The organism is Pseudomonas sp. BCA17 (assembly GCF_004519405.1).
Lineage (GTDB): Bacteria > Pseudomonadota > Gammaproteobacteria > Pseudomonadales > Pseudomonadaceae > Aquipseudomonas.
This window is the reverse complement of sequence record NZ_SGWI01000001.1, coordinates 1,081,608-1,105,873: the sequence shown is the minus strand read 5'-3', so window position 1 is coordinate 1,105,873 and position 24,266 is coordinate 1,081,608. Positions and strand designations below refer to the sequence as shown.

The window sequence follows — 24,266 nt, the reverse complement described above, 5'->3', positions numbered from 1 at the left end:
CCCGCTACTGGCGTCGGTCACCGGCTTGAATAAAATGTGCCCGGCCTCGCTACTGGCGACAGGCCGGGGTATTGCGTCAGCGATGTTGGCGAGTTACCCGCGGCTGATTGCAGGGCTGGCCGATCTTCGTCGGTGTGGGCGTCGAGCTTCCTCCCCGCGGCGTCAAACAGCATCTGTTCGCCTTGGATCAAGGGTCCATACAACATGCACGCTACAGCTCTAGATGCCCTGATTGGTTGGGGCAGGGTGCATGAGGTCCGGCGTACCCGGCCGAAGCAATCGGGCACGCTAATTCAGTTCGATATCTCTCCCTTCTACCGCTGGGATTCGCGGGGCGCATTGCTTGCCGGGTCGTTCGCACGGTTCGAGCGTTTCGCTCTCGATCAGCCGTAAAGGGTTCTCCTGTCGTGGGCGGGCTATCTGACCCGTCTGATCGCCGGTCGCCGGTAGAGGCAATGCGGTCTGTTGGTATTTCTGTATTGCGCTGACTGTTAAAGAGCGGTCAGGCCCTGAGGCCCTTCGCAGTCCCTCGTGAGTCGCTGCGATGGAGTAAATATAGGCAATCCCATATTTATCGTCAATGGGTATTCCCATATTTTTTATGGAAGGCAATAAAAAGCCCGCTCAGTGGCGGGCTCTTTTATGAGTCGCAGTACTCGCGCCAGCCGATCCTGACGGTGCCGCCATCCAAATGCTCTACCCTAATACCGACCGTTTCGCCGATATCCTGGATGACCTGGTGCCAGGCTTCAGGGCTTTCATCGTCTCGCCTGGAAACCTCCACAAGCTGGATTCTCTGTACTCGAGGAGAGGCAATTATGCGCTGCAGCCGGTGGCCTACGAGCTCATAGGAGTTTCTGGGTTTGGGTGTGGGGTAGGGTGCCAGGTTCATGCTTCGCTCCTTGCGAATACTGTATGTGCGTACAGTATTGGTGCTGACATATATTGGCAATAGGGCGGCGAGAAGTTTCATGCGTAAATGCATATTCGAGCTGGCGGGGGTTTTTGGCGCGCATGAAAAAGCCCGCGCATGGCGGGCTTCGTTGACATGCATGTATCAGTCGGGAATAGGTGGGTACTTGCCACTCACCGAGTCTCTGTAGACGATCTCGCTGAACAGCCTAGGGCCGTCCCGCATCGTTATCAGGGCCTGCTTGGCCTCTTCCTTGGTTTCAAATGGGCCGGCACCTACAGCCAGTCCGATCATGGGAACTACCGGAAGTCCGGTGCCGGCAATGGCTTCGATGGTACGTTGCCGGTCATCTTCATCGCGACAGGTGGTTGAGGCAACCCACCCATAATCAAGGCGTGGAGCAGCGATGGGCTCAACATCAGCTCCGCAGTGTTTGCACTTGACTGCAGCAGTCTTGATGCTCTCGGCACACATAGGGCAGGGGCGAGTGTCCTTCTCTGCCTGGGCAGCAGCAGGGGAGCCTTTACCACCCAGCAAAACCATGAGCAGGCCGGCGAGCGCAATCACCCCGCCAATGATGGTGTGGATCTGGCGGTTAGCCATGAGCCCCAGGTTATTCACTCGGCCGCCTGCGCCGGTCGGCACGGACACGTCCATGCTCAGCGCGAAGATCAGCCAGCACACACCGACGATGAGCGCGAACATCCCAAGCCCTTTCATTGGATCCCTCCCTTAACTGACCGCTACTTTAGCATTCGTAGCGCATAGCAGGCACGCATGCATCCGGATTTGATGGCTAGGCGATCTGCGAAACACGGCTAGGGAAAATCTCAATCTCCGCTGCTATACTGGTTTTATATACAGCTATTGCTAAAAGATACAATTGTGAGGATTGTAGGATGAATGATTGCGATATGATGGCATCAGCCCAGGGAGGGGGAGTCCATGCTAGGTAAACCTACTCGAGTGCTTTTAGCGCTCACAGCGATTGCACCGGTTTCGGTATCGCTGGCATACGTTTTTGGCGCACGAAAGGGTGAGTGGTTGCTTTGTGTGCTGGCGATCTGCGTCTGCCTCATCCTCGGAATTATATCTAGTTGGATTATCACTGAAGCCTCAGCCCAATTTGAGAGACTTCCTGTTGTAATAAAGAAGGTTAAGAGTGCTGACAAAGAAGTTGTAGGCTTCTTCGTGGCTTATGCACTTCCTTTGATATTTAAGGGGGAGGCTGGTTTAGACTTTGGCGCTTGGATGCTTGCGGGGGGGATGCTGATATTTGTGCTCTGGACGACTCATGCTTTGCATGTGAATCCCGTGCTGGGTCTTCTTGGGTTTCACTTTTATGAGGTTGAGACTCAAGAGGGTGTGACGTATTTGATGCTAACGAAAAGAACAATTAATAACGTCTCCAGTATTAAAAGCGTAGTTCAGCTTACGGAGTACGGTATTTTGGAAGCAAAAACTAAGGAAAAAACAAAATGAATTTGTTTGCACTAATGGATGTGGCTGGAGCTAGACTGATTCGTTTTCCACTTTCGGTGGATTTAAGCGCCGATATTTCTACTGTTTTTAACGATCAACACACAGAGTTTTTCCGGGGTGTTGATACTATAATACCCTTTGATGGTAGATACACTCCAGAGGAAGGCGAGCTTCTTGAAATTCCTGACTTCGCAGACGTCGACGGCCTATTAGCTGCCGTTGCAAACCCACTGTCTGTTGATCAGTATGATCCCAACACTCACAGCCTTGACTTAGTACGAGCGATTTTTACTGGAATAGAGGTAGGTGGCGTACCTCGTGTTCTGGTACAGATTTTCGAACGCCGCAGACTCATTGCCCGTGCAGGGTTAATGCTATTTTTTGCAAATAATCAATTTCAAAAAATGAGTGAGTCGGGACTGTCTCTCGACACTAAGCTCTTAGCTGTACTCGAAGGTACTAATTTAAAATTTCAAAGCTTTCACTTTGCTAAGCGCGTATTCGATCTTTCGGAATACTTTCGAGAGGCGACTAATGAAGAAGTGACTACTTTTGCTGGGCATGAAAAGTTGGCGGTTCAAGATGTACAAGTTTTTTTGGCTGCGGCAGGTCCGCAAATCAGAAAGAAAATATCACTCATCCGGCAGTCGGCGGTTCTTGAGAATTACAGCACAGATCAAATTGTTGCCGTTGCAGCCAGTATGCAATTTCCATTAGCTCTGTCAGATGACGGACGCATTATCGTTCCTGATAATAATACTGAACTAAGAAAATTGCTGCGTTTTCTAGATGAGGATTACTATGAGTCCCCTCTATCTAATACTAGATTTATTTCTAACTCAAAGCGCAAAGCTGATTGATATGTAAAATTGTTCCTCAGGGTTATTTGAGGTTTAATTTAAGGATCTAGCTTGCTGAGATCAACACCTCGCCGAGGCGAGGTGTGCCTTTGATATTTATTGCCTAACTCAATAGAAATGAATCAGCGCTATCAGCTCAGCCACAGCGACGAAAACGCACAGTACAACGAAGCTAGGACTGAACACTCGCTTGCGACCGGATGAGCTCCAGCTAAGACCAGCTGCGTCGGACTAGCCGGGGAGCATCATAAGCAATGCGATACAGGTAATGACCCCAACCTTGCTCAAGAAGGACTGCTCTCGCCATGAGGTCGATGGCGTTCCAAGGGCGGAGGGCATCAGTAAAACTTCTGCAGCGCCTGCACAACCACGCCTACGATCCGACAGTTCTCGTCGACGGCCTCGATGGGATAGCTCGGGTTCAAGGGCTTCAGGAACAGCCGACCGCCATCGCTGACCAGCTTTTTGAACGTTGCCTCGTTACTGTCCGGCAGCTTGGCCACCACCAGCTTACCTGGTGCGACTTCAGCCTCAGTGTCGACCAGAATCAGTGTGCCTTCTGTGATGCTCTGGCCGGCGGGTGCGGTCATCGAGTCGCCTTTGACTGTCAGCCAGAACGCCGGGCCTTTGGCGTCGTACTCCGAAAACTCGTAGGTGTCCGAGATTCCGGCAGGGTAGGGCTCAACTGCTTCCGCCCAAGCGCCTGCGGCAACCCAGCTAACTACCGGGTAGCGAAATGATTTGGTGGGCTGTGCGGCAGGGGAGACGTTCGATTCACCAGATCCGGACGCTAACCCAGGAGTCAGCATTGGCCCGATCTCGTCTGAGAGCCATTTGGCGCTCACCCCACATGCGTCGGCGATCTTCACGACGTGTGCGGTGGCTTTCGATTTTCCACGCTCAAGGTCAGAAATCGACGTCTGCGTGATACCAGCTTTAGCGGCCAATTCGCCCTGGTTGAGCTTGGCGTGCCGGCGCGCGGCCTTTAAACGGTCTTTGAATTCCATTCGACGAGTATTACGGGTGCTCCCATATCCTTGCAAATCGGTATTCCCATAACCTACTATATGGGTATTCCCGTATGGAGGGGCAGCATGAACACTATTTATAAGGACCTCGTTGCCTTCTTCGGCACTCAGGAGGTCACGGCTGAAAAGCTCAAGGTTGATCAAAGCACCGTTTCCGGTTGGGTTCGCGAGAAGCACGGCATGTCTCCAGTGGTTGCCAAGCGAGCGGAGGCGTTGACCGGAGGTGCTTTCAAAAAAGAATCCCTTTGTCCGTCGTTTCCATGGGCCGAGATGGCCGCCTAAGCGACATCCCTGTCCACCGTTCCATTGAAGCCAGATTAGAAGAGAGCAGTCCCCATGCAAACGTCCAGTTCCAGACACACCGTACAAACCCGTGATCAGGTTCTGGTTGCCCATGCCCAAAACCAGATCGCGCGCACCAGCTTGAGCCAGGACGACTTCGCCCAGGCGCTTAGCCGCGAGCTGCACCTGTCGATTCCTGATCGCGCCAAGAAGAAAGACGTCCCGGACTTCAATTCTGCGGAGCTGACCGGCGACGTGAATGAGTTCATGAAGGCGACCGGTCGCTGGCTCAAGCGTGTTCAACGCTGGCTTAACGGCGATCAGGAAATGCCGTCCTGGCTTGAAGAGTCTTGGGTCAACGCCCTTGAGCCTGAATTCCGCGACCACTGCCTGAACGAGCTCGCGAGCCGTCACGGATTGACCGGCGCCCGGCAGATGGTCAGCGACCAATGCGCGAACAAAAGCTTCGGCGCGCTGATCCGCGCCCTTGGCGATGTGATCGACACCGGCAGCGAAGTGTTTGACGACCAAGTGATGTGCGAGCAGGACCTGCCGCACTTGCCAGCGTTCGCCAAACAGTGCCGCCAGGTTGAGGCGAAGGCGGGGGAGCTGGGGCGCCGCGCGGAGCAGTTGCTCGCTTCGGCCCAACGGAATTTGAAATCTGTTTCCTGATTTTCCCGCGCATGCGCGGATCAGTGCCCTTTGGCTTCGCACTATCAATTGAGCGGACCAGAAACCCAGGCACAAAAAAGCCGACGGTCGAGGTCGGCTAATTCGATAACACTTTGTGAGGCCGATTATATGCAAACCCAGCCACATATCAATAGCGCTACCAATCTCGCGCCACGTTTTCCGCAATCCGAAAACGTGGCGCGCAATTCATCGGTGATTCCGTTCGACTTCGACGGCGCTGCGATTCGGGTCATCACTGACAAGCTCGGTGATCCGTGGTTTGTCGCGCGCGATGTCGCCGACGCCCTTGGCTACTCCAAACCAGAGAACGCCGTCGCCCGTCATTGCAAAGCCGCGACCACTACCCCGAAACAGGGTGGTGGTTTCATGACCATCATCCCGGAGCGGGACCTGTACCGTCTGGTGATGAAGTCCAAGCTGCCGGCTGCTGAGCATTTCGAAGAGTGGGTGGTCGGGCAGGTGCTGCCGAGCATCCGCAAGACCGGCACCTTTTCTGCCCAGGGCCCGAACAACTCCAAGATTGTCGGAGAGCTGGCCATTCTTGAGTGCTTTGACCGCCTGTTGAAGCCCGCCAACTCCAGCAAGATGTTGATGCTCGCCAAGATCGCTTCCAACAACGGTTTGGACGCCAAATTCCTCCCTGGCTACGCCGTCGACGCCGCGCCAGATGCCGCTGGCGGCTCTTCGATGCCTACCAAGGCAATCACCGCCCTTATCAAAGATCACTCCATAGCCAGCACCGCCCGCGCTTTCAACATTGCACTAAAGGCTCACGGGTTCCTGACTCTGCTTCAGCGCAAAAACTCCAAACAAGAGACTGTCGATTTCTGGTCCGTGACCGAGAAGGGCCTGGCCTACGGCAAGAACCTCACAAGCCCTCAATGCCCCCGCGAGACGCAGCCTCACTGGTACGTGGATCGCTTCCTTGAATTGGCCGCTAAGGTCGGGAAGGCCTGACATGCAATACACCGTCACGATTAACCAGGTGAAGGCGTTGGAGTGGGGGCTGAATTCTCAGCAGGCCCTGTTGTTCGCTTTCGTCTACGGCTGCCCGAGCTGGACCAAGCCAATCAAGACCGATGACGGGATCTTCTTCGCGCTGAGCAAGGCCAAGATCATCGAGGAGTTGCCGCTGCTCACTGATAAGCCGGACACTGCTTATCGCATGCTGAAGGCCCTTGAAGAGGCCGGTTTGATTGAGCTTTCCAGCACTTCGAACATCACGCTTTTTCGCCTAACCGAGAAGGCCGTCGAGTGGAACCAGAAGCTGGATGGGTCGGAAAAATATCCGACCCCGCCAAAATACAAGGATCGGAAAAATATCCGATCTACCTCGGATAAATCTCCGAGCAAGGTCGGAAAAAAATCCGGGCAAGGGTCGGAAAAATCTCCGACAAATCAGGATACCAATCATCAGGGTACCAATCAGGACACCAGTCAGGACTTGCAGGACGCCACCGGCAAGCCGGCTCAGTCCCGCGGCTTGGTGCTGGTGGTTGACCGTACCGATACTCCCCGGGTTGAAATCCCCGCCGACATGCCAGGCCCCAAAGACCAGACCTGCAAAACCTTCAAGGTTTGGGCGAACTACGCCATGGCCTACCGCAAGCGCTACAGCGCCTGGCCGGTGTGGAACGCCAAGGTCGGCGGTCAACTCGGTCAACTGGTCGACCGTCTCGGCGCCGATGTCGCCCACCATGTCGCCGCACACTTCCTAAAGACCAGCGACGCCGCTGTGCTGCGCAAGTGCCATAGCCTCAATGAGCTGCTGGCGAACGCCGAGAGCTACCACACCCAATGGGTAACCGGGCAGCGCATCAACGGCACAACCGCCCGCCAGATGGAGCGGACTGAGGCAAACCTGTCCGCAGCTGAGCAAGCGGCCCAGATGGTTCTGGCCAAACGCCAAGCAGGTGAACGCAATGAATACCTTTGAAATGAACGACCAGCAGGTCGCAGGGCTGGCCGCCGCCATCTGCGCGACTGCCGAAGCCATGGGCCAGGAAATGAACCCTGGCACCGCTGCAATGATGGCCGAAGACCTTTGCGCCTACCCAGTGCCCGTCGTCAAGGCCGCGCTGAAAGCCTGCCGCTTTGAGGTGAAGGGCAAGCTGGCAATGGCCGACATCCTGCAGCGTGTCCAGTCCTCCGACGGTCGTCCCGGCAAGGACGAAGCCTGGGCCATCGCCATGACCACCAACGACGAGTTCGAGACCGTGGTATTGACCGACGAGATCCAGCTGGCCCTAGCCGCTGCCAAGCCTGTTCTCGACGCCGGTGACAAGGTGGGGGCTCGCATGGCGTTCATCAGCGCTTACGAGCGGTTTGTCGGTCAGGCTCGCGAAGACGCTAAGCCGTTGAGCTGGCACGTCTCTGTAGGGTTCGACGTCAATCGCCGCGTTCAGGCCGTGACCAAGGCCATGGAGCTGAAGCGTATTCCCCGCGAGCACGGCCAGAAGTACCTGGCAGACCTGAGCCTTGAGCCGATCACCGAAGACGGGCGTGCCGTTGCGGGTTTGCTGACTGGAGCTGTTACTCGGCCAGAACCGGCACTACGCCAGAAGCTCGAGCTGGTGAAGAACTCCATGCTGGAAATGCGCAAGGCCAGCGCCGAGCGGAAAACTGAATTACGGATTGAAGCGGCCAACGAGTTGGCGGACCGCCGGGCGCTGCTAATCCAGCAGGCCCACGATTTGGAAGCGAAGAGGGCGGCGCAATGACCAAGTCAGCGAAACCCCGCCCAATGCCTGTTTACCTGGTTCTGCGCCGCCTTGTAGATCCCGCCACCGGCAAAGAGGTCGCCGCGTTCGTGCCGTCCTCCGACGCTGACCGGTCGATCCTGCGGGAGCGTGATTTTCGGATCAACACGAAGATTCGCGCCGATCTCAAGCAGCCGCGCAATCCGCGGTTCAATGGTTTGGTCCATGGCCTGGGCCGAGTACTGAGCCAGAACATCGACCGGTTCTCTGGCAAGCAATCCCACGACGCCATCAAAGCCCTGCAACTGGAGTCAGGCGTCTACTGCGACGAGGAGCTGTTCGACATCCCCGGCCTGGGCCAACTCACCCGCAAGACGCCCCGTAGCCTTTCCTACGACTCTATGGGGGAGGAGACATTCCAAGATTTTTGGCGCCAGTGCTGCGCGTACCTGGTGCTGCACGACTGGCCGACGCTCACGGAAGAGCGCCTGACCGAAATGGCAGAATTTGAAGCATTCAAGGAGGCTGCATGAGCCACGACAACGGATACGGAAAGCCTTGCCCTGACTGTGGCGAACCGATGACAAACCTGACGAGCCTGAACCTGCGCCAGTGCGCCACGGGTTGCAAAGAGAGATTCGACTGGATGCTGGCCGAGGGGCAGGCACCGTTGTTCGGCAACAACCGACAAAAAGCCAAGGAGGGCAAAGCATGCGTTTAACCATCAAGGAGAAGAGGGCGCCCAAGCCCAAGACCTGCAAGAGCCCTGCGTGCAGGGCCTCATTCGTCCCGAAGGTTAGTTTTCAGTCCTGGTGCTCGCCGGACTGTGCCGTTGTCATCGCGCGGAACAAGCAGGACAGGCAGCGCAAGTCCCTGGCGAGCATCGAACGCCGGGAGATAAAGGTGCGCAAGGAGAAGCTGAAGAGCAGGGCGGATCACCTCAAAGACACTCAACAGGCGTTCAATGCCTGGGTCCGCGCCCGTGACGCGGATCTGCCTTGCGTAAGCTGTGGTCGCCACCACGAAGGCCAATATCACGCCGGGCACTATCGGACGGTTGCATCCAATCCTGCTATCCGCTTCGAGCCCCTGAATGTGCACAAGCAATGTGCCCCCTGCAACAACCACAAATCGGGCGACATCGTTAACTACCGCGTTGAGCTGGTTAAACGGATCGGCCCTGAAGCTGTTGAGTGGCTTGAGGGGCCTCATGAGCCCAAACGGTACACCGTAGAACAACTCAAGGCGATGACTGCCCTTTACCGGGCAATGACCAGAGAGCTAAAAAAAGGAGAAGCCGCATGACCTATCGCAACGTTGTTTCAGCTGTAGTTAGAGCGCTCGCGGCCGAGACTATCAGCTCTGCCGGTGGCTGCGATTTTGAGCCCAAGGTGCAATGCGCCAAGCAGAAGGGGGAAATTGTCGGCAAGGAGGCGGCGTTTCTCCAAGATTGCTGGGTGTTTGGGCGGCTGCACAAGGCTTTGACCCCGTCGCACTGGCGGGCCTTGGTGGCGAAGTACTCGACGCATGTTGAGCGCAAGCATGCAGCTATATCTGAGCTGACTCGATCTGTACGGTCACCGGCACCAGAGCGATTCGTGCACTGCGCCGTTGTGACCTGGGCACTGCCCAAGCTTCCAGGAGTGGACGGTAAGCGCTCCACTAACGTGCTGCCCGCCGGCTGGTATGAGATGGACAACTGGGCAGATGGGCCGCATCCGATCAAAACCCAGGAGCGGTGGCGACGCGATATTCGCAAGGTCCTCAATCGAGAAGTGGACGAGGCTCTGGTTTGCGCTCAAACACTACTGGACACAGAAGACCTCATCGATACAAAAGCCGCTTGACACTAAATGATCCATTGAGCCAATATGTATCCATCCTGTCATTCCTGCGTGTGTAGGATTGAAAATGAAAGCCCGGCCATCGCGCCGGGTTTTTTATTGCCCATGGAAAGGGCGATTCAGCAAAAGGAATTTGCAGATGTTGAAAGAATTCAGATGCGGTAACTGCAAAAGACTTCTCGCCCGCACGGGTGGGTTTACAGAGCTCCAGATCAAATGTTCCCGATGCGGGACGTTGAATCATGTGAAGGCCACGAGCCTCGAGCGATCGCCTTTGAGCGACATGAAAGCGGAGTCCTCCGCAAACAATCATTCGACTCAATAGGTGAAAAAATGGAACCAGTACAAATCGGCAGCCGCTTCAAATCGATCGCAACCAGCTACGCAGAGGCAGTTTTCACTCCGGCGCAGAACGTTAATGGCGCGGTAGTTCGAACAGCTACCATGATCAGCCCCGTCGGGAACGGATTTATTAGTACCGGTACGACCATTCCGGAAGGGCGCTGGGTGACCAACGTGCCCGTTATCTTGTCCGCCGTTGGCGGTGCTTCCACTCTCCCGTTCTCTGTGACCATCCCTGCCGGTCAGGGCCTGTGGGTAGCAATGACTCAGAACGGCGGCGGTACTGCTTATGTGACCTACGACCTGCTGCCGTAAGTAGTAGTTTCTCGCGCACAACAACCAGAAGGTCGTGAGCCTCTCCCCATCGCCTTTGAGCGACATAAAAGCGGAATTTTCCGCGACAAATCATTCGACTCAATAGGTGAGATAATGGAACTTCCAAGTATTAATGTTACTGCGCCAGATCCATTTTATCCTGGTCTTAATCAGACTGGTGGTGGAACTATGCAAAGCCCGGTAGTGGCATTCAATGGAATGCAGCTAATTCGGAATGACTATTACGCAAAAGGTATGTGGCGTGAGGTTTTGGTTAAGCTCTGCTCGGAGGTTGATTTTTATATAAAAAGCTACGGGCGATTTGAGCCATGGATGCTAGGCGATCCATTTGGTCGAGATCTTAAGTTTGTCCCGTATGCAGATAACTATATGTGCGCTACTGGAGTTAGTTCTGCAGTAGCTTTGGCCTATGCGTACCGTAACCCACTGCTCGTGACATATCCAGCGCCGTCAAATGAGATCAAGCAAATTTCCGCAACAGAACTGGGGCCAGTATCCGCGCTAGGGCACTTCATTAATGGTAATGGCGCAACTGTCAGAATGGACATTACCAAGCTCGGGCTAAATCCATCCGTCACTAAAATTCCAATGCTTGAGCAGCAGTTCAGTGCTTTAACCGTTGGTACCTCAAGGATCGTATTGGATAAAGTTCCCTATAATACTTTCGACGATTCCTTCAACACGGGTTCCGTTCTGGGGAATATCACCCTGAAGATCGAAGGTAATGCAACAAAGTACGAAAATGGTTCTGTGGTGTTTAATGGAGAAGCTCGCGCTTACAACGATAAGTATGACGCGAACCAAGGCTCTTTCAGGAATGCGTTGCCCGAAGCGGCGACGACTGTGCTGCGTGCGATTCAGAACGGGACTGGCGCCAAGGAATTTGAAATCGAAATCAGGGGCTCGCTACCGATCGATATCCAGCGGTAACTAGGTCCGATTGGGGGGGGGAGGTCTCCTCTAGGCACGGTCATGCCAGCTTTTTGGCATGACCGCTGTTTGTGGGTTTTGTGTGGAGATTTGTGGTTTTTCGAATGAGTGGTTTTACATACTCAAAAAACACTTCTAATATTGGTCGTCATTTCAGACGATTGATTCATGTGGAGTTGTATTGGTATGAGCTCATGGAAGTGGTATTTTTTTCTTTGTTTCCTATCGCTGTCAGCGTTTCTTTTGTATGTGTATTCCGTTGCTGGCGCGTTCGAAAACCCAAATGACCCAAGCGACACAGCGGGAGTTCCTGCAGCATATATTTTCTCAGCATTTATCATGGGGTTGGGAATGCTTTCTTGGTGTTTGTCATTTATTGGGTTGTTGGTCTGTAAGTTTGTGAGCGGTGAGCGATTTAAAACTAGACTTTTTATCTCTACCGTCGCTGACTTTCCTTTGCTTTTAACGTGTGCTCTTGGTGTTTTTTCAGTAGCGGCATTTTCGTACGATTCTATAGTTGGAATTTTTAGTGGTTTGTTGTTTTTTTCGGTTGCGATCTTACTTTGCATGAGATTAATTCAGGCTGTTAGATCAATCCGACCATCGATTTAGCATTTGCTCTTGGTTTTCAGAGGTTAAGCCTGGAATTGTCTAGCTGTTTTCATCACTACAAACCAACCTTATGGCCTCGACTTTGATTGAGGCCTTTTCGTTTTCGTCCCGCCACACCCTTCGCACTGAGCAGGGTGTGCTGCCGGGGCTGACCTATTTCAAACATGCCCCACGGAGTCGAGCGCATGGAGTATCTACAGCGCCTGCTCGACAAGATCGACAGGTTCGAATTACTGATTGCGGGCCTTGTTGGGGCTGTGATCGCCAGCTGGTGGCATAAGGACGACTTGAACGACTGGCGCGCCTGGATGATCTTCCTCATCACCGGTATGGCCTGCTCGATCTATCTGACGAGCATGGTCAGCACCTACTTGGGCGTGACCGAGCCGAAGATTGTCGCAGGGATCGGCTTCCTGCTGGGTGCCTTCGGCGGCTCGCTCCTGGCGGCCATCAACAGAGCCATTAAATCCGCTGACCTCTGGGCGCTCATTCGCCAGCGGTTTGGGGGAGGCAATCCACCATGAATCTTGAACTGATCAACTCCATTGCCTGCGGCCTGATCGCGCTGTGGGCGACTTGGTGCGTACTGAGCGGGAAGGTGAGGGACGGCATCCTAGGGAAGCTGATCTACTCGACGATCGCCATCACCGGTTTTGTTGTGATGGTGCGCAGCCAGAACATCTTCTTCGGCCCAACTACCGCCGGACTGACACTGCATGTCGCCCTAGCCCTGGCTGGTGCTCGCCACATCTTCATGGTCACGTACTGGCAGCGGGTGAAGGTCTGGCTGTGTCGGGCGCTGAACTGTGAGCACTGCCTGCGGTGCGAGAGGGCGCCAGGTGGTGTCGAGCGCAGGAAGCCGTAACCCGCGCTACGGGAGATGAGTCAGCGAGATGTGCCGCGGGACTTGAGCCTGGAGACGGAGAAAGGAGATCTATATTAACCCGGCTGATTTATGAGCTAATCCATGCTGCGGCTGCCGTATATCCTTTGGCTGCTCCAATAGCAAGAGCCTTTCCTACAAGGGTTTTCACGGAGTCCACTAGACCAGACTTTGCCGCATCTTGCAGTTGAGAGCCAATACTGGATTCCGTCAGGCTATCTGGAGTGGCCTTGAGAACCTCAAGCCCCTTTGCTGTCAGTACGCAGTCTTCGAAGACGAATCGATTGTCCTGTTTGCCATGGGTCACATATCCGCTTGATGCAAGCCAGCGTACGGTCGCGACGAAGAAGAATTCAGCATTGAAAACTGGGTCCAGGCCCTTCTCGCCGTGAGATATGTCGGACAGCGTTTTTGGTAGCGGGAATGCTTCATATAGATCCGCGAATATTCTTCCTGCCAGTTGATCAAATCTCTCGATATTAGATGCGGACATACTGATTCCTTGGTATTGGGAAAAGCTATCGTTGATACCGTTAACAAATCACCATTTCAAGTCTTAGAGAAATCCTATGACAACCAAGCAACCCGATTGGGAGGCAATCGAACGCGCCTACCGGGCCGGGATTTGCTCTGCAGAGCTCTTCGCAAGCTCCACTGCAGCGGTGATGGCCGCTCTGGCCTGAGGGCTGTTCTTCCAGCAAGTCGAGCCTAATGCCGCGGATGCTTGAGTCAGGATGTCGCCAACATCTGATTTTCGGAGTTCTGCGAGCGATTCGATACCCATTTGCTCAAGCCGAGTAATGACGGTTGGCCCTACGCCTTTGAGCGCGAGCAAAGCGGTTCTTTCATCTGATGAAAACGGCATCGTAAATTCCTTTTTTTGGCGATGAGTCCACGGAAGTGTGCACGACGCTAGAGGGTGCCTCAATAGCCCGGTGTGCTCGTTTTGAGAATCTCCAAGGAGGGCCTATGAACAGACCTGTGCCGCCGGCATCACTGCTTGAGCTGTCTGAGCTTTCCGACTTCGGTATGCGCCTGACTTCAGCGCCAGAGGTGTGGGAGTGGCTTCAGGCCGAGATCCTTGCCGACACCGGCAGTATTCACAACGAAGACCATGCCCATCTTCTGGATGCAGACATCCGTGTCATGTGGGCTTCGTCTTGTTTCGAGAAGCAGGGCCGCACAGTCCTGGGCCAAGCCGAACAGGTAGCGTTCCGCGCCGGCGGTTGGCAGAAAGCCCGGATGGAACAACAGATGCGTGATTGGTTCGGCGACGTGCCGGCCTTCATCATCACGCTGGCTGCCGACTACTGCGCCCAGTGCAGCGACCTTGAGTTCTGCGCGCTACTGGAACACGAGCTGTATCACCTGGCTCACGCGACCGACAAGTACGGTCAACCAGCATTCACCCAAGACGGTGCACCAAAGATCAAGCTGCAGGGCCACGACGTCGAAGAGTTCGTCGGTGTCGTTCGCCGCTACGGTGCGAGCCCCGACGTTCAAGCGTTGGTGGATGCTGCAAACAGTCCTGCTGAGGTGGGGAAATTGAACATATCGAGGGCCTGCGGAACCTGTCTGCTCAAGTTGGCCTGATCCTTGACAGGACCTTGACGGAATAAACCCATATGGCAGCCCTGAAAGATGAGGTTAAGCGCTTCATTGTGCAGGCCCTTGCCTGTTTCGATACGCCCTCCCAAGTTGTACTGGCCGTCAAGGAAACGTACGGCCTCGAAGTGACGCGTCAGCAGTGCGAGCTGTATGACCCCACGAAGTACGCCGGACGCGATCTCGGTGTGAAGTGGAGAACCGTGTTTGAAGATACCCGTAAGCGTTTTCGCGAGGACACGGCCGAGATCCCAATAGCCAATCGTGCATTCAGGCTTCGCGGCCTGGGGCGGATGGCAGAGAAGGCCGAGAACATGCGCAACCTGGCGCTGACTGCACAGCTTTACGAGCAGGCCGCCAAAGAGGTGGGCGACGTGTACGTGAATCGCCGCCTCGAACCTGAAAAACCACTTGGCTCCCACGCGGACCAGCAGCACGCCGTTGCTGAATACACGCTGGAGCCAGACGAGAATGTCCCGACTACCCCGTACCTATGATGCCCCGGTTCACCTGACGAAGAAGCAGGCCAATATTTACGTCTGGGGATTCCAGCCCGATGCGCGCTTTCGCGATGCTGTGTGTGGGCGCCGGTTTGGTAAGACTTTCCTCGGCAAGGCTGAGATGCGCCGAGCTGCGCGACTGGCTGCTGAGTGGGGCGTGAGCGTCGAGGATGAGATTTGGTACGCGGCTCCTACACAGAAACAGGCCCGACGCGTCTTCTGGCGCAGGCTGAAGCAGGCCATCCCGCCAAAGTGGCGCGAGAGCAAGCCAAACGAAACCGACATGCTGATAACGCTTAAGAGCGGTCACTTGATCCGGTGCGTGGGTCTTGAGAACTACGACGACCTGCGCGGGTCGGGCCTGTTCTTTGTCCTGGTGGATGAATGGGCAGACTGCAAATACGCAGCCTGGGAAGAAGTGCTGCGCCCGATGCTTTCGACCTGCCAGTACACGATTCCCGGCGTGGGAGTCCGCAAGGGCGGCCACGCGCTGCGCATTGGCACTCCGAAGGGCTTCAACCACTGCTACGACACTTATCTGGACGGCAAGCCAGGCGGCGAGCCGGATCACAAGAGTTGGCAGTACACGTCGCTTCAAGGTGGAAATGTCCCACCAGAAGAGCTTGATGCGGCAAAGCGCAAGATGGATCCGCGTACTTTCCGCCAAGAGTACGAGGCGGGGTTTGAGAATTATTCGGGCGTTGTTTACTACACGTTCAGCCGTGAAGAGTGCCGAACCAGCGAGCGAATCAAGCCGGGCGAGGCGTTGCACATCGGTATGGACTTCAACGTCATGAAGATGGCTGCTGTGGTCTATGTCGTTCGCGACGACCTGCCGATGGCACTGGATGAGTTTCACGGTGTGCGTGACACGCCGGAGATGATCGAGAAGATCCAGACACGGTTCCCTGGTCACTCGGTGGCGGTATACCCCGACGCCAGCGGGCAGAACACCAGCAGCAAAAACGCGAGCGAGTCCGACTTGTCGCTGTTGAAGAAAGCAAAATTCACGGTGATCGTCGACTCCACAAACCCAGGCGTGAAAGACCGCGTGAACTCGGTGAACGCCATGTTCCTGAATGCCTACGGCGAGCGACGACTGAAGGTCAACATCGACCAGTGCCCTCAGCTCACCTTGTGCCTGGAGCGACAGACCTACACCGACAAGGGCGAGCCGGACAAAGATCCCAAAAAGGGTCATGACCATATGAACGACGCCGCCGGCTACTTCATCGCCAAGCGCTATCCGATCAAAGCGATCGTCACTTCTATCAAAATGGGATACGCCCGATGAGCAACGACGTCTCCTTCAAGCGGGCGGAATACACGGCAGTGCTGGATCGCTGGGCAACTGTTCGCGACGTCTGCGCGGGCCAGCACCGGGTAGTCGATCGGCTGCCGTACATCAACGCGCACGACAAGTCGCCGGAGAACGAAGATCGGAACCGGGCTTACCGCGAGCGGGCGGTGTTCAAGAATGCCACCGGGCACACCCGTAACGGGCTGCTGGGCTTGGCCTTCCATAAAGACCCGACACTCACGGTGCCCAAGAAGCTGGAGTACCTGCAGGACAACGCCAACGGCTCCGGGGTGAGCATTTACCAGCACTCCCAAGGAACGTTGGAGAAGGTGCTCGAAGCTGGCCGCCACGGCCTGTACGTCGACTATCACCAGGACGACGGCATCGGTGGTCACTCGGTGATCCTGTCTTATTGCGCTGAAGACATCATCAACTGGCGCACGGGCATGGTGAACGGTCACAGCGTGCTGACGCTGGTGGTGCTGCGCGAGTCTCCGGAGATTCCTGACGGCTTCGGCTACAAGACGGCTGAGCAGTACCGGGAGCTGGCGCTTGAGGATGACGGTTTCGTTTGTCGTGTTTGGCGCCGGTCCGGTCCGAAAGGTGGTGGGCCGCTGGCGGTCATCGGAGAGTTCAAGCCGAAAGGCGTCACCGGGCGTCTCAAGGAGATCCCGTTCACTTTCGTCGGCGCGCAGAACAACGACCCAAGCATCGACGAGTCGCCGCTGTACGACATCGCCATGATCAACCTGGGCCACTTCCGGAACAGCGCCGACTATGAAGACAGTGTGTTCTGGTGCGGGCAGGCTCAGCCGTGGATCAGTGGGCTCGACGAGTCCTGGCGCGACTGGATGGAGAAGAACGGCATCTATGTCGGTTCCAGAGCCCCGATGATGTTGCCGGTCGGAGGCGCTTTCGGCTACGCCCAGCCTGCACCGAATACGCTGGTCAAGGAGGCCATGGCTGACAAGAACCAGATGATGATCGAACTGGGTGCGCGGATGGTGGTGGCGTCACTTGCCACCAAGACCGCAACCGAGTCTCGTGGCGATCAATCAGCATCTACATCGGTTCTTGCTGGATGCGTAGCCAACGTCAGCGAGGCCTACACCCGGGCAATCATGTGGTGCTGCGCCTACATGGGCATCGCTGACAAGAAGGTCGCCTACCAGGTGAATCAGGAGTTCGTCGAGCTGACGGCCGATCCGCAGATGATCACGGCCTTGGTTGGCTTGTGGCAGAACGGCGGGTTCGCGAAGGCGGATCTTCGAGCGTATTTGCGCAAGTTGGGGCTGATCGCGCCAGAGCGAACTGACGAGCAGATCGACGGTGAGCTAGAAGAGCAGGGCGATGGCCTGGGCCTGGACGACGAGGACAAAGTAGATGGCGGCGAACCAAGCAATCCTTGACGCAACCATCCGGCACGCTGTCTTTCTCGAAAAGCTCAAGGCTGGGGAGGCGGGCAAGTTCGCCCCCTTCCTCAAGGAGATTGACCGTTCTATCCGGGACCGTCTCACACGGTCGGACCTGACCGAGTACAACGTCAAACGTCTTGAAGCGCTGCTGAAGGAAGTAGATAGCCTGCTGCTGGACATCTTCGACCGCTACAGCGCACAACTGAACCTTGACCTGGTGGACATCGCCAATTACGAGGCAGAGTTTGAGGCGACCAGCCTTGCCAGGTCGGCGCCGGTTGGCGTTTCGCTGGATGTGGTCGCGACGAGCGCAGCTGCAATCCGTACCGCAGTACTGACCAACCCACTCAGCGTGCGCGGTACCGGCGGCGGCAAGTTGCTGAAGGCCTTTATCAAGGGTTGGACCAGTGCAGAGCGTGAACGCGTTACCGGCACTATCCGGCAGGGCTTCTTCGAAGGGCAGACGAACTTCCAGATCATTCGGAACATTCGCGGCACCAAGGCGGCAGGGTACAAAGACGGCATCCTGGCCACTACCAACCGCAATGCCAGCACGGTCGTGCACACCGCGATTCAGCATGTGTCGTCCCAGGCGCGCATGGAGGTGGCCAAGGCGAACACGGATATCGTGGAAGAGATCCAGATGGTGGCCACGCTGGACAGCAAGACCAGCCAGTTGTGCCGCTCGATGGATAAGCGCAAGTTTCCGGTGGATTCCGGCCCAAGGCCGCCTTTCCACCCTAACTGCCGCACCACCTTCATTCTGTTGACCAAGCTCAGCGCGATGTTCGCCAAGGGCGCAACGCGTGCCTCGGTGGGTGCTAATGGGGGGCAGCAGGTGAGTGCTGACCTCGATTACTACCACTGGCTTCAGCAGCAGCCGGCGTCGTTCCAGGACGTCGCCATCGGCCCAGTCCGGGCAAAGCTGTTCCGTGAGGGTGGCTTGACCGTTGAGCGCTTCACCGAGCTGCAGCTTGATCGCAATTTCGCGCCGCTCACTCTGGCGCAGATGAAAGGATTAGAGCCGCTGGCATTTGAGCGGGCCGGGATCTAACCGAACACATTCAATCAGCCGCCTCCGGGCGGTTTTTTATTGCCTGCAAAGCGGGCGAAACATACCCAAGGGGTGCATCAACGTGGCAGAAGAAAACGTAATCGACCTGGAAAACCCGGCAATCAAGGCCGCTATCGCGACTGCCGTTGAAGCATCTGTTTCCGGCTTGAAAACCAAGAACTCGGAACTGCTGGGCAAGCTGAAGGAAACCTCCGGCAAGCTGACCCAGTTTGAAACACAGTTTGAAGGCATCGACATCGACGCAGTCAAAGGCCTGCTCAGCCGCGCCGGGCAGGATGAAGAAACCAAACTGCTGACCGAGGGCAAGGTGGACGAGGTGTTCAATAAGCGCACCGAGCGCCTGCGTGGCGAGCACGACAAGCAACTGAAGACGCTCGCCGGTCGCGCTGAGAAGGCTGAAGCCTTCGCCGCGAAGTTCCAGGGCAAAGTCCTGGGCGACTCGGTACGCGGTGCAGCACTGAAAGCTGGTGCATTGCCGGAAGCAACCGACGACATCATCTTGCGCGCCAAAGGCGTGTTCTCACTGAACGAGGAGGGAGAAGCCGTCGCTGTTGACGAGAATGGCCAGACCATCCTCGGCAAAGACGGCAAGACCCCTCTGACTCCGCTCGAATGGGCCGAGTCTCTGCGCGAAAGCGCACCCCACCTGTGGCCAAGGGCTTCAGGGACACAAGCCCCGGGCGGGGGTGGCGGCCAGGCTGCATTCAAGCGCTCCGAAATGACCTCCGAGCAAAAGCGCGACTACCAGCGCAAGCACGGCCAAACCGCATTCCTCGCATTGCCCAAGTAAGGGGACAAACCCATGGCTACAACCGTAAACAGCGACCTGATCATCTATAACGATGAGGCGCAAACTGCATACCTGGAACGCATCCAGGACAACCTGGACGTGTTTAACGCATCGTCCAACGGCGCAATCGTTCTGGACAACGAACTGATTCAGGGCGACTTCCGCAAGCGTGCTTTCTACAAGCTCGGCGGCGGCCTGGAGCATCGCGATGTCAACTCCGACGGCAAGGTCACCGCCAAGAAAATCGGCGCTGGCGAAGCTGTAGGCGTCAAGGCCCCTTGGAAATATGGGCCGTACCAGACGACCGAAGAGGCGTTCAAGCGTCGTGGTCGTGCCGTAGAAGAGTTCTCCCAAATCATCGGCGCCGACGTGGCTGATGCCACAATCGAAGGCTTCATCGAGTACGCCACCGGCGCTCTGAAGGCTGCTATCGGTTCGAACGCCGCAATGGTGGTGTCCGCCAACATCGAAACCGACGGCAAGAAGACCCTGACCCGTGGCATGCGCAAATTTGGCGACAAGTTCGGTCGTATCGCGCTGTGGGTCATGCACTCGTCGGCCTACTTCGACATCGTTGATGAAGCGATCGCGAACAAGGTCTACGAAGAAGCGGGCGTCGTGATCTACGGCGGTCTGCCTGGCACTCTGGGCAAACCGGTGCTGGTGACCGACAAGGCGCCAGTGGATGCGATCTTCGGCCTGCTGCCGAATGCCGTGGTGATCACCGAATCCCAGGCCCCGGGTTTTCGTTCGTACGACGTGAACGACGAGGAAAACCTGGCTATCGGTTACCGCGCCGAGGGTACCGTCAACATCGATGTGTTGGGTTACAGCTGGAAGGAAACCACCGGCGGCACCAACCCAACCCTGGCGGCCGTCGGCTCCGCGGCGAACTGGGTCAAGCACTCGGACAGCAACAAGGTCACCGCCGGCGTGATGATCAACCTCACCACCACGCCACCAGTCGGCGGCTGATAACCACCCCAGGAAGCGGCCAGCGATGGCCGCCACGGAGATTCCGATGGAACTCGTTTATACAAACCAGCTTGACGGCTTTGAGCCTGGCAAGCGTTACCGCGTGCCCGGCCTGTTCCGTAACGTTGAGCGTGAAGCAACTGTGGTAACAGTGGTGGGCGACTATCCCGAAATCGTCACGGCATACGAAGATGCTGGAGTTGATGTTGAAGTGGTTGAGTTGCCAGAGGCTGTTGTTGTCGGCACTCTGGCGGTCGCATCTGACGAGCTGTCCAGGCTGCTTGCCGATCTGCAGTCCGAGAGCAGCGCAATGGTTCTGCTGATCGAAGGTTTGGAGGCTGGCAAAATCCATCGTCCAGAGTCCGGCGAGCTGGCGTTGCGCTTGTTTGAAGTGTTGGGAGCCACCCATGCTTCGGTTGGTGAGTTGACCACTGAACGTGACGGTCTGGCCTTGACTGTCGACGCGCTGCGCGCCGAGGTTGAGGCGCTGAAGAAGTCTGCCCTCATGCCACCGGCTGATGAGGCCGGTGAAATCGCGGCGCTGAAAGCAACGCTTGACGAAGCCAAGGTCCAGTATCGGGCCAACGCCTCCAAAGACTCCCTGGACAAACTCGTCGCTGAGTTGCCCAAGGGGTAATACTGCTGGCTGTCGGTGATCCGGCGACCAATCTACAAACCATTCCAGCGAGTTGACGCATGACACTCATCATCGAGGACGGTACCGGCAAGCCTGACGCCGAAAGCTACGCGAGCGCCGAGGAGCTGGCCATGTATGCCGTGAAGTTCGGCACGGTCATCCCCGCAGGCGTTCCCGAGCAGGAAGCGCTGCTGCGCCGGGCCGCCTTGGCAATGGATGGCATGACCTGGAGGGGGCGAAAGACGAACAGCGAGCAGGCACTGTCCTGGCCGCGCCGGGAAGTGCTGCTGGATCACGAGGTCAAGCCGAACAACTACCTGCCGGCGCGAATCCAGTACGGTCAAATGGCGCTGGCTGGTGAGATTCATCAGGACGACATCGATCCAGTGGAAAAGCGCAAAGGCGCTGTGTTGCTGGATCGCGTTGAGGGGGCTGTGACGCGGCAGTACGCAGCGATCCCCACCACCAGCAACAGGCTGTTGCCGGCGGCACCGGACCGGCCGAGCGCTACGCAGTTCGCCGACTACCTACAAAAGCGCGGGCTGTTCGCAATACGCGCATAGCAGAAACGGAGACCACCATGGCCACCTTCTACGACGAAATGGCCGTGATGGCTCTGGATATGATCACAGAGTTCGGCCAGCCTGTGACCATCAGCAAGACGGAGCCGGGCGAGTACGACCCGGATATCGGCGGCGAAGCGCCAGGCACAATTGTCGAGCAAATCGCCCAAGGCATCCTGCTCGACTTCACCGGCCAAGAATTTCAAACCAACAGTCTCATCCGGCAGGGCGACAAGAAGCTCAAGATTGCCGCGCAAGGCTTGGCCTGGGTGCCTGGTCTGCTCGACAAAGTGGTCGCCCAGGGGCGCACCTGGTCAATCGTACCGCCGCTGAAAGAGATCAATCCGGCCGGCACGCCGGTCCTGTATGAACTGCAGGTGCGGTCTTGAGCCGGGCAGGTGCCGGCCAGTCCGGTAGCTTCGCCCTGAGCCTGGCCGAGTTCGCCGCTCAGACGGGTGAAGCCATCGATGCCAGCGTGCGTGAAATTATCATCGAGGTCGGCAGCAGCCTGATTCGCATGTCTCCCGTGGGTAACCCAGAGATCTGGGCGCAGAACGCAGTGGCAACCCAGTACAACAAGGCCGTCGACGACCACAACAGCGCGCTGCGCAGCGACCCGGCCAACCTCACCAAGGGCGGCAGGCTCAAGAAAGGCCGCAAGCTCAACGATGGCATGGACATCAAGGCGCCTGAAGGCTACGTCGGCGGCCGGTTCCGCGCGAACTGGCACATATCGCTCGGCGTGGTCGAGAACGTCACGTTTGACGAAGTAGACCCCAGCGGCGCCGAAACCACTGCGGCGCTGGTCGCAGCTATGAGCGACTTCACCGCCGGCCAGATGGCCTACATCATCAACAATTTGCCCTATTCCATCCCGCTGGAGTTCGGCCATTCCACCCAAGCGCCCGGCGGTATGGTTCGGGTAACCGTGGCTCGCTTTCAGCAAATAGTGCTGGAGGCCATTAGGAACAACCAGGTATGAGTCACGCACGCGCTCGTCAGGCCATAGAAACGAAGCTGGCCGCATGGGCGGCTGCGCGCCCAATACGAGTGGCCTATCCAAATCAGCCGTTCACACCGAATTCGTCTGAAACCTATCTACGGGCTTTCCAGTTGCCGGCCAGCACCACCTGCCGCTATCTCGGCGGGGATGCCTACGAGTACTCAGGTGTGTACCAGATCAGCATCGTGTGCCCCTCTGCCCAAGCCATGGCCATAGCCGAGTCACTTATAGACGAACTGACCTGGCTGTTTCGCGTCGATACGCCACTAGCACGCAACGGGTTCGAAGGCTTGATCACCGAACCAGTAGACCAGGGACCAACTATCACAGAGTCGGCGACCTACACGGTCCCGGCCAGCTTCACCTATCTGGGTGTCGCAGACCAACTGCCCGCTGGGGCATAACCTACCGCCGTCAGGCGGGCACTCAAGAGGAAATACATCATGGCCGCACGCTTCCCGCTGCCGAACGGCGCTGTGCTGGAGATCGCCAGCGTTTTGGGATCTGCCGTACCGTTCACTGCCCTGACAAATGCCAAGCCGCCAGTCGCCGCATCTGTCGGCCATAGCATCGAAAACGGTGATGTCCTGCTGATCAATTCCGGCTGGGCTTTGATCAATGATCGCGCAGTAAAGGCATCTAGCATCACCGCTGACGCTTTTTCTCTGGCCGGCCTAAATACCACGAACACCGACAAGTACACAGTCGGTGCTGGGGCTGGCTCGGTGATCCCTGTTTCCGGCTGGACGCAAATCTCGAAGGTCACATCTTTCACATCCTCCGGCGGCGAGCAGCAGTATCAAACTGTCGGCTACCTGGAGGATGACGACGACAAGCAGTTTCCAACCAACCGCAACCCGACCACGATCACCATCGTGGTAGAGGATCAGCCAGCGGCGCAGTACGTCGAAACCGTCGAAGGCTATGACGATACCAAGGAACTGGCTGTGGTCCGCATGAAGCTGCGTAACGGCGATCAGATCCTCTACCCGGGTTACGTGAGTATCACTCCGGATCCGACCATGGAGCGAAACAACGTGATGACGCGCACCATCAGCATTGGGCTTTCGGCTCGCTCGCTCCGCTACTTGGCTGGCGCATAAGGAGCTCCCATGGCAAAGATCAGGATTGCCCAGAACCCAACATTCAAGGCATTTGTATTGATCCCGATTGTTGGGGAGGAGCCCGAGAAAATCGAGTTCACCTTCAAGTACCGGGATCGCCCAGGGCTCGCCGCGCTGTTCGATGATTGGAGCGCAAAGGGAAAGGAGATGCGCGCCAGTTTTGGAGTCGACACCACATTGTCCGATGTCGTCGCGGCCGAGACCGAGCTTCAAGTGCAGCAGATCAAGGATCTGGTCGTTGGCTGGGGCTTCGATGACAAGTTCGACGATAAGGGCATCCAGGCCCTTGTTAAGTCCTGTCATGGAACCGCCGAAGCGGTTGTTAACGCTTATCAGAGCGCGTTCAGCCAGGCTCGCTTGGGAAACTGAGGGCGG

General features: G+C 56.6%; 36 protein-coding genes and 1 pseudogene. 30 read left to right on the top strand and 7 right to left on the bottom strand.

The genetic code is table 11. The annotated features are described in order from the left end of the window. Window positions 1–640: 640 nt before the first annotated feature. Window positions 641–892: a DUF1654 domain-containing protein gene (locus tag EXW71_RS04995; RefSeq protein ID WP_134657799.1), complete on the bottom strand. Its 252-nt coding sequence runs from the start codon at window positions 890–892 to the stop codon at window positions 641–643. A 165-nt stretch (window positions 893–1,057) separates the two neighbouring features. After that, window positions 1,058–1,618: a hypothetical protein gene (locus tag EXW71_RS28990; protein ID WP_256657077.1), complete on the bottom strand. Its 561-nt coding sequence runs from the start codon at window positions 1,616–1,618 to the stop codon at window positions 1,058–1,060. A gap of 240 nt (window positions 1,619–1,858) precedes the next feature. Here EXW71_RS28990 and EXW71_RS04985 point away from each other — a divergent pair, with 240 nt between their 5' ends. Together EXW71_RS04985 and EXW71_RS04980 are read left to right on the top strand one after the other, a co-directional pair. Continuing rightward, complete coding sequence (locus EXW71_RS04985; RefSeq protein ID WP_060764996.1) at window positions 1,859–2,395, top strand: hypothetical protein; 537 nt, start codon at window positions 1,859–1,861, stop codon at window positions 2,393–2,395. Beyond that, a complete protein-coding gene (locus tag EXW71_RS04980) occupies window positions 2,392–3,255 on the top strand; it encodes a Kiwa anti-phage protein KwaB-like domain-containing protein (protein ID WP_134657798.1) in 864 nt (287 codons plus the stop codon). The genes EXW71_RS04985 and EXW71_RS04980 overlap by 4 nt, the downstream gene beginning before the upstream one ends. Before the next feature lie 108 nt (window positions 3,256–3,363). On the opposite strand, the pseudogene EXW71_RS28985 reads toward EXW71_RS04980, so the two are convergent. Together EXW71_RS28985 and EXW71_RS04970 are read right to left on the bottom strand one after the other, a co-directional pair. Then, window positions 3,364–3,594: pseudogene (locus EXW71_RS28985) on the bottom strand (hypothetical protein). Further along, the gene (locus EXW71_RS04970) at window positions 3,594–4,262 is read right to left on the bottom strand and encodes a LexA family transcriptional regulator (protein WP_134657797.1); all 669 of its coding nucleotides are present in this window, start codon (window positions 4,260–4,262) and stop codon (window positions 3,594–3,596) included. Before EXW71_RS04970 ends, EXW71_RS28985 begins: the two are co-directional and overlap by 1 nt. 87 nt (window positions 4,263–4,349) lie before the next feature. Here EXW71_RS04970 and EXW71_RS04965 point away from each other — a divergent pair, with 87 nt between their 5' ends. The 12 genes from EXW71_RS04965 to EXW71_RS04910 all read left to right on the top strand — a co-directional run bounded on the left by EXW71_RS04965 (window position 4,350) and on the right by EXW71_RS04910 (window position 11,409). Continuing rightward, a complete protein-coding gene (locus EXW71_RS04965; RefSeq protein WP_003218319.1) occupies window positions 4,350–4,565 on the top strand; it encodes a YdaS family helix-turn-helix protein in 216 nt (71 codons plus the stop codon). 54 nt (window positions 4,566–4,619) lie between these two features. After that, the gene (locus EXW71_RS04960; RefSeq protein ID WP_134657796.1) at window positions 4,620–5,237 is read left to right on the top strand and encodes a hypothetical protein; all 618 of its coding nucleotides are present in this window, start codon (window positions 4,620–4,622) and stop codon (window positions 5,235–5,237) included. A gap of 129 nt (window positions 5,238–5,366) precedes the next feature. Next, complete coding sequence (locus tag EXW71_RS04955; protein ID WP_134657795.1) at window positions 5,367–6,215, top strand: BRO family protein; 849 nt, start codon at window positions 5,367–5,369, stop codon at window positions 6,213–6,215. 1 nt (window position 6,216) lies between these two features. Further along, window positions 6,217–7,194, top strand: coding sequence for a phage replication protein (locus EXW71_RS04950; RefSeq protein WP_134657794.1), 978 nt, complete (start codon window positions 6,217–6,219; stop codon window positions 7,192–7,194). Beyond that, entirely contained in the window at window positions 7,181–7,978 is a 798-nt protein-coding gene (locus EXW71_RS04945) for a hypothetical protein (RefSeq protein WP_134657793.1), read from the top strand. Before EXW71_RS04950 ends, EXW71_RS04945 begins: the two co-directional genes overlap by 14 nt. Beyond that, window positions 7,975–8,490, top strand: coding sequence for a hypothetical protein (locus EXW71_RS04940; RefSeq protein ID WP_134657792.1), 516 nt, complete (start codon window positions 7,975–7,977; stop codon window positions 8,488–8,490). Before EXW71_RS04945 ends, EXW71_RS04940 begins: the two co-directional genes overlap by 4 nt. Further along, window positions 8,487–8,678, top strand: a complete 192-nt coding sequence (locus tag EXW71_RS04935; protein WP_134657791.1) for a hypothetical protein — start codon at window positions 8,487–8,489, stop codon at window positions 8,676–8,678. Before EXW71_RS04940 ends, EXW71_RS04935 begins: the two co-directional genes overlap by 4 nt. Beyond that, window positions 8,669–9,262, top strand: a complete 594-nt coding sequence (locus EXW71_RS04930) for a recombination protein NinG (protein WP_134657790.1) — start codon at window positions 8,669–8,671, stop codon at window positions 9,260–9,262. The genes EXW71_RS04935 and EXW71_RS04930 overlap by 10 nt, the downstream gene beginning before the upstream one ends. Next, window positions 9,259–9,804, top strand: coding sequence for a hypothetical protein (locus EXW71_RS04925; RefSeq protein ID WP_134657789.1), 546 nt, complete (start codon window positions 9,259–9,261; stop codon window positions 9,802–9,804). The genes EXW71_RS04930 and EXW71_RS04925 overlap by 4 nt, the downstream gene beginning before the upstream one ends. 136 nt (window positions 9,805–9,940) lie before the next feature. Continuing rightward, window positions 9,941–10,126 (top strand): Com family DNA-binding transcriptional regulator, encoded by a 186-nt coding sequence (locus EXW71_RS04920; RefSeq protein WP_134657788.1) that lies wholly within the window; start codon window positions 9,941–9,943, stop codon window positions 10,124–10,126. Window positions 10,127–10,134: 8 nt separating this feature from the next. Then, window positions 10,135–10,458 (top strand): hypothetical protein, encoded by a 324-nt coding sequence (locus EXW71_RS04915; RefSeq protein ID WP_134657787.1) that lies wholly within the window; start codon window positions 10,135–10,137, stop codon window positions 10,456–10,458. Between the two features lie 114 nt (window positions 10,459–10,572). Next, on the top strand, window positions 10,573–11,409 hold the full coding sequence (locus tag EXW71_RS04910) for a lipid II-degrading bacteriocin (RefSeq protein ID WP_134657786.1): 837 nt from the start codon (window positions 10,573–10,575) through the stop codon (window positions 11,407–11,409). 122 nt (window positions 11,410–11,531) lie between these two features. Here the strand turns inward: EXW71_RS04910 and EXW71_RS04905 are convergent, their stop codons facing one another. Continuing rightward, a complete protein-coding gene (locus EXW71_RS04905) occupies window positions 11,532–11,978 on the bottom strand; it encodes a hypothetical protein (RefSeq protein WP_134657785.1) in 447 nt (148 codons plus the stop codon). 228 nt (window positions 11,979–12,206) lie between these two features. Between EXW71_RS04905 and EXW71_RS04900 the strand changes: the two genes are divergently transcribed. Then, window positions 12,207–12,545, top strand: coding sequence for a hypothetical protein (locus EXW71_RS04900; protein ID WP_003218335.1), 339 nt, complete (start codon window positions 12,207–12,209; stop codon window positions 12,543–12,545). After that, entirely contained in the window at window positions 12,542–12,886 is a 345-nt protein-coding gene (locus EXW71_RS04895; RefSeq protein WP_134657784.1) for a hypothetical protein, read from the top strand. The genes EXW71_RS04900 and EXW71_RS04895 overlap by 4 nt, the downstream gene beginning before the upstream one ends. An 88-nt stretch (window positions 12,887–12,974) precedes the next feature. On the opposite strand, the gene EXW71_RS04890 is transcribed toward EXW71_RS04895, so the two are convergent. Both EXW71_RS04890 and EXW71_RS28980 read right to left on the bottom strand, forming a co-directional pair. Beyond that, entirely contained in the window at window positions 12,975–13,397 is a 423-nt protein-coding gene (locus tag EXW71_RS04890; protein WP_134657783.1) for a hypothetical protein, read from the bottom strand. Window positions 13,398–13,514: 117 nt separating this feature from the next. Further along, window positions 13,515–13,769, bottom strand: coding sequence for a helix-hairpin-helix domain-containing protein (locus tag EXW71_RS28980; protein ID WP_134657782.1), 255 nt, complete (start codon window positions 13,767–13,769; stop codon window positions 13,515–13,517). A 104-nt stretch (window positions 13,770–13,873) separates the two neighbouring features. On the opposite strand from EXW71_RS28980, the gene EXW71_RS04880 reads away from it, so the two are divergent. From EXW71_RS04880 to EXW71_RS04815, 14 genes are all read left to right on the top strand, one after another. After that, window positions 13,874–14,497: a putative metallopeptidase gene (locus tag EXW71_RS04880; protein ID WP_134657781.1), complete on the top strand. Its 624-nt coding sequence runs from the start codon at window positions 13,874–13,876 to the stop codon at window positions 14,495–14,497. A 32-nt stretch (window positions 14,498–14,529) separates the two neighbouring features. Continuing rightward, on the top strand, window positions 14,530–15,006 hold the full coding sequence (locus EXW71_RS04875; RefSeq protein ID WP_134657780.1) for a DUF2280 domain-containing protein: 477 nt from the start codon (window positions 14,530–14,532) through the stop codon (window positions 15,004–15,006). Continuing rightward, window positions 14,981–16,303 (top strand): terminase, encoded by a 1,323-nt coding sequence (locus EXW71_RS04870; RefSeq protein WP_134657779.1) that lies wholly within the window; start codon window positions 14,981–14,983, stop codon window positions 16,301–16,303. Before EXW71_RS04875 ends, EXW71_RS04870 begins: the two co-directional genes overlap by 26 nt. Then, window positions 16,300–17,718 carry a DUF4055 domain-containing protein gene (locus EXW71_RS04865; protein ID WP_134657778.1) on the top strand — a complete coding sequence of 473 codons (1,419 nt, stop codon included), beginning with the start codon at window positions 16,300–16,302 and terminating at the stop codon, window positions 17,716–17,718. Before EXW71_RS04870 ends, EXW71_RS04865 begins: the two co-directional genes overlap by 4 nt. Beyond that, window positions 17,693–18,778: a minor capsid protein gene (locus tag EXW71_RS04860; protein ID WP_134657777.1), complete on the top strand. Its 1,086-nt coding sequence runs from the start codon at window positions 17,693–17,695 to the stop codon at window positions 18,776–18,778. The genes EXW71_RS04865 and EXW71_RS04860 overlap by 26 nt, the downstream gene beginning before the upstream one ends. An 82-nt stretch (window positions 18,779–18,860) precedes the next feature. Further along, a complete protein-coding gene (locus EXW71_RS04855; protein ID WP_134657776.1) occupies window positions 18,861–19,589 on the top strand; it encodes a hypothetical protein in 729 nt (242 codons plus the stop codon). A 12-nt stretch (window positions 19,590–19,601) separates the two neighbouring features. Beyond that, on the top strand, window positions 19,602–20,564 hold the full coding sequence (locus tag EXW71_RS04850) for a major capsid protein (protein WP_134657775.1): 963 nt from the start codon (window positions 19,602–19,604) through the stop codon (window positions 20,562–20,564). Window positions 20,565–20,610: 46 nt separating this feature from the next. Further along, on the top strand, window positions 20,611–21,201 hold the full coding sequence (locus EXW71_RS04845; protein WP_134657774.1) for a hypothetical protein: 591 nt from the start codon (window positions 20,611–20,613) through the stop codon (window positions 21,199–21,201). A gap of 59 nt (window positions 21,202–21,260) precedes the next feature. Further along, window positions 21,261–21,764, top strand: a complete 504-nt coding sequence (locus tag EXW71_RS04840) for a DnaT-like ssDNA-binding protein (protein WP_134657773.1) — start codon at window positions 21,261–21,263, stop codon at window positions 21,762–21,764. A 17-nt stretch (window positions 21,765–21,781) separates the two neighbouring features. Next, window positions 21,782–22,153, top strand: coding sequence for a hypothetical protein (locus EXW71_RS04835; protein ID WP_134657772.1), 372 nt, complete (start codon window positions 21,782–21,784; stop codon window positions 22,151–22,153). After that, window positions 22,150–22,746 (top strand): hypothetical protein, encoded by a 597-nt coding sequence (locus EXW71_RS04830; protein ID WP_134657771.1) that lies wholly within the window; start codon window positions 22,150–22,152, stop codon window positions 22,744–22,746. Before EXW71_RS04835 ends, EXW71_RS04830 begins: the two co-directional genes overlap by 4 nt. Continuing rightward, window positions 22,743–23,171, top strand: coding sequence for a phage tail terminator-like protein (locus EXW71_RS04825; RefSeq protein ID WP_134657770.1), 429 nt, complete (start codon window positions 22,743–22,745; stop codon window positions 23,169–23,171). Before EXW71_RS04830 ends, EXW71_RS04825 begins: the two co-directional genes overlap by 4 nt. 39 nt (window positions 23,172–23,210) lie before the next feature. Beyond that, the gene (locus tag EXW71_RS04820) at window positions 23,211–23,870 is read left to right on the top strand and encodes a phage tail protein (protein ID WP_134657769.1); all 660 of its coding nucleotides are present in this window, start codon (window positions 23,211–23,213) and stop codon (window positions 23,868–23,870) included. A 9-nt stretch (window positions 23,871–23,879) separates the two neighbouring features. Further along, window positions 23,880–24,260 (top strand): phage tail assembly chaperone, encoded by a 381-nt coding sequence (locus EXW71_RS04815; protein WP_134657768.1) that lies wholly within the window; start codon window positions 23,880–23,882, stop codon window positions 24,258–24,260. Window positions 24,261–24,266: the final 6 nt, after the last annotated feature.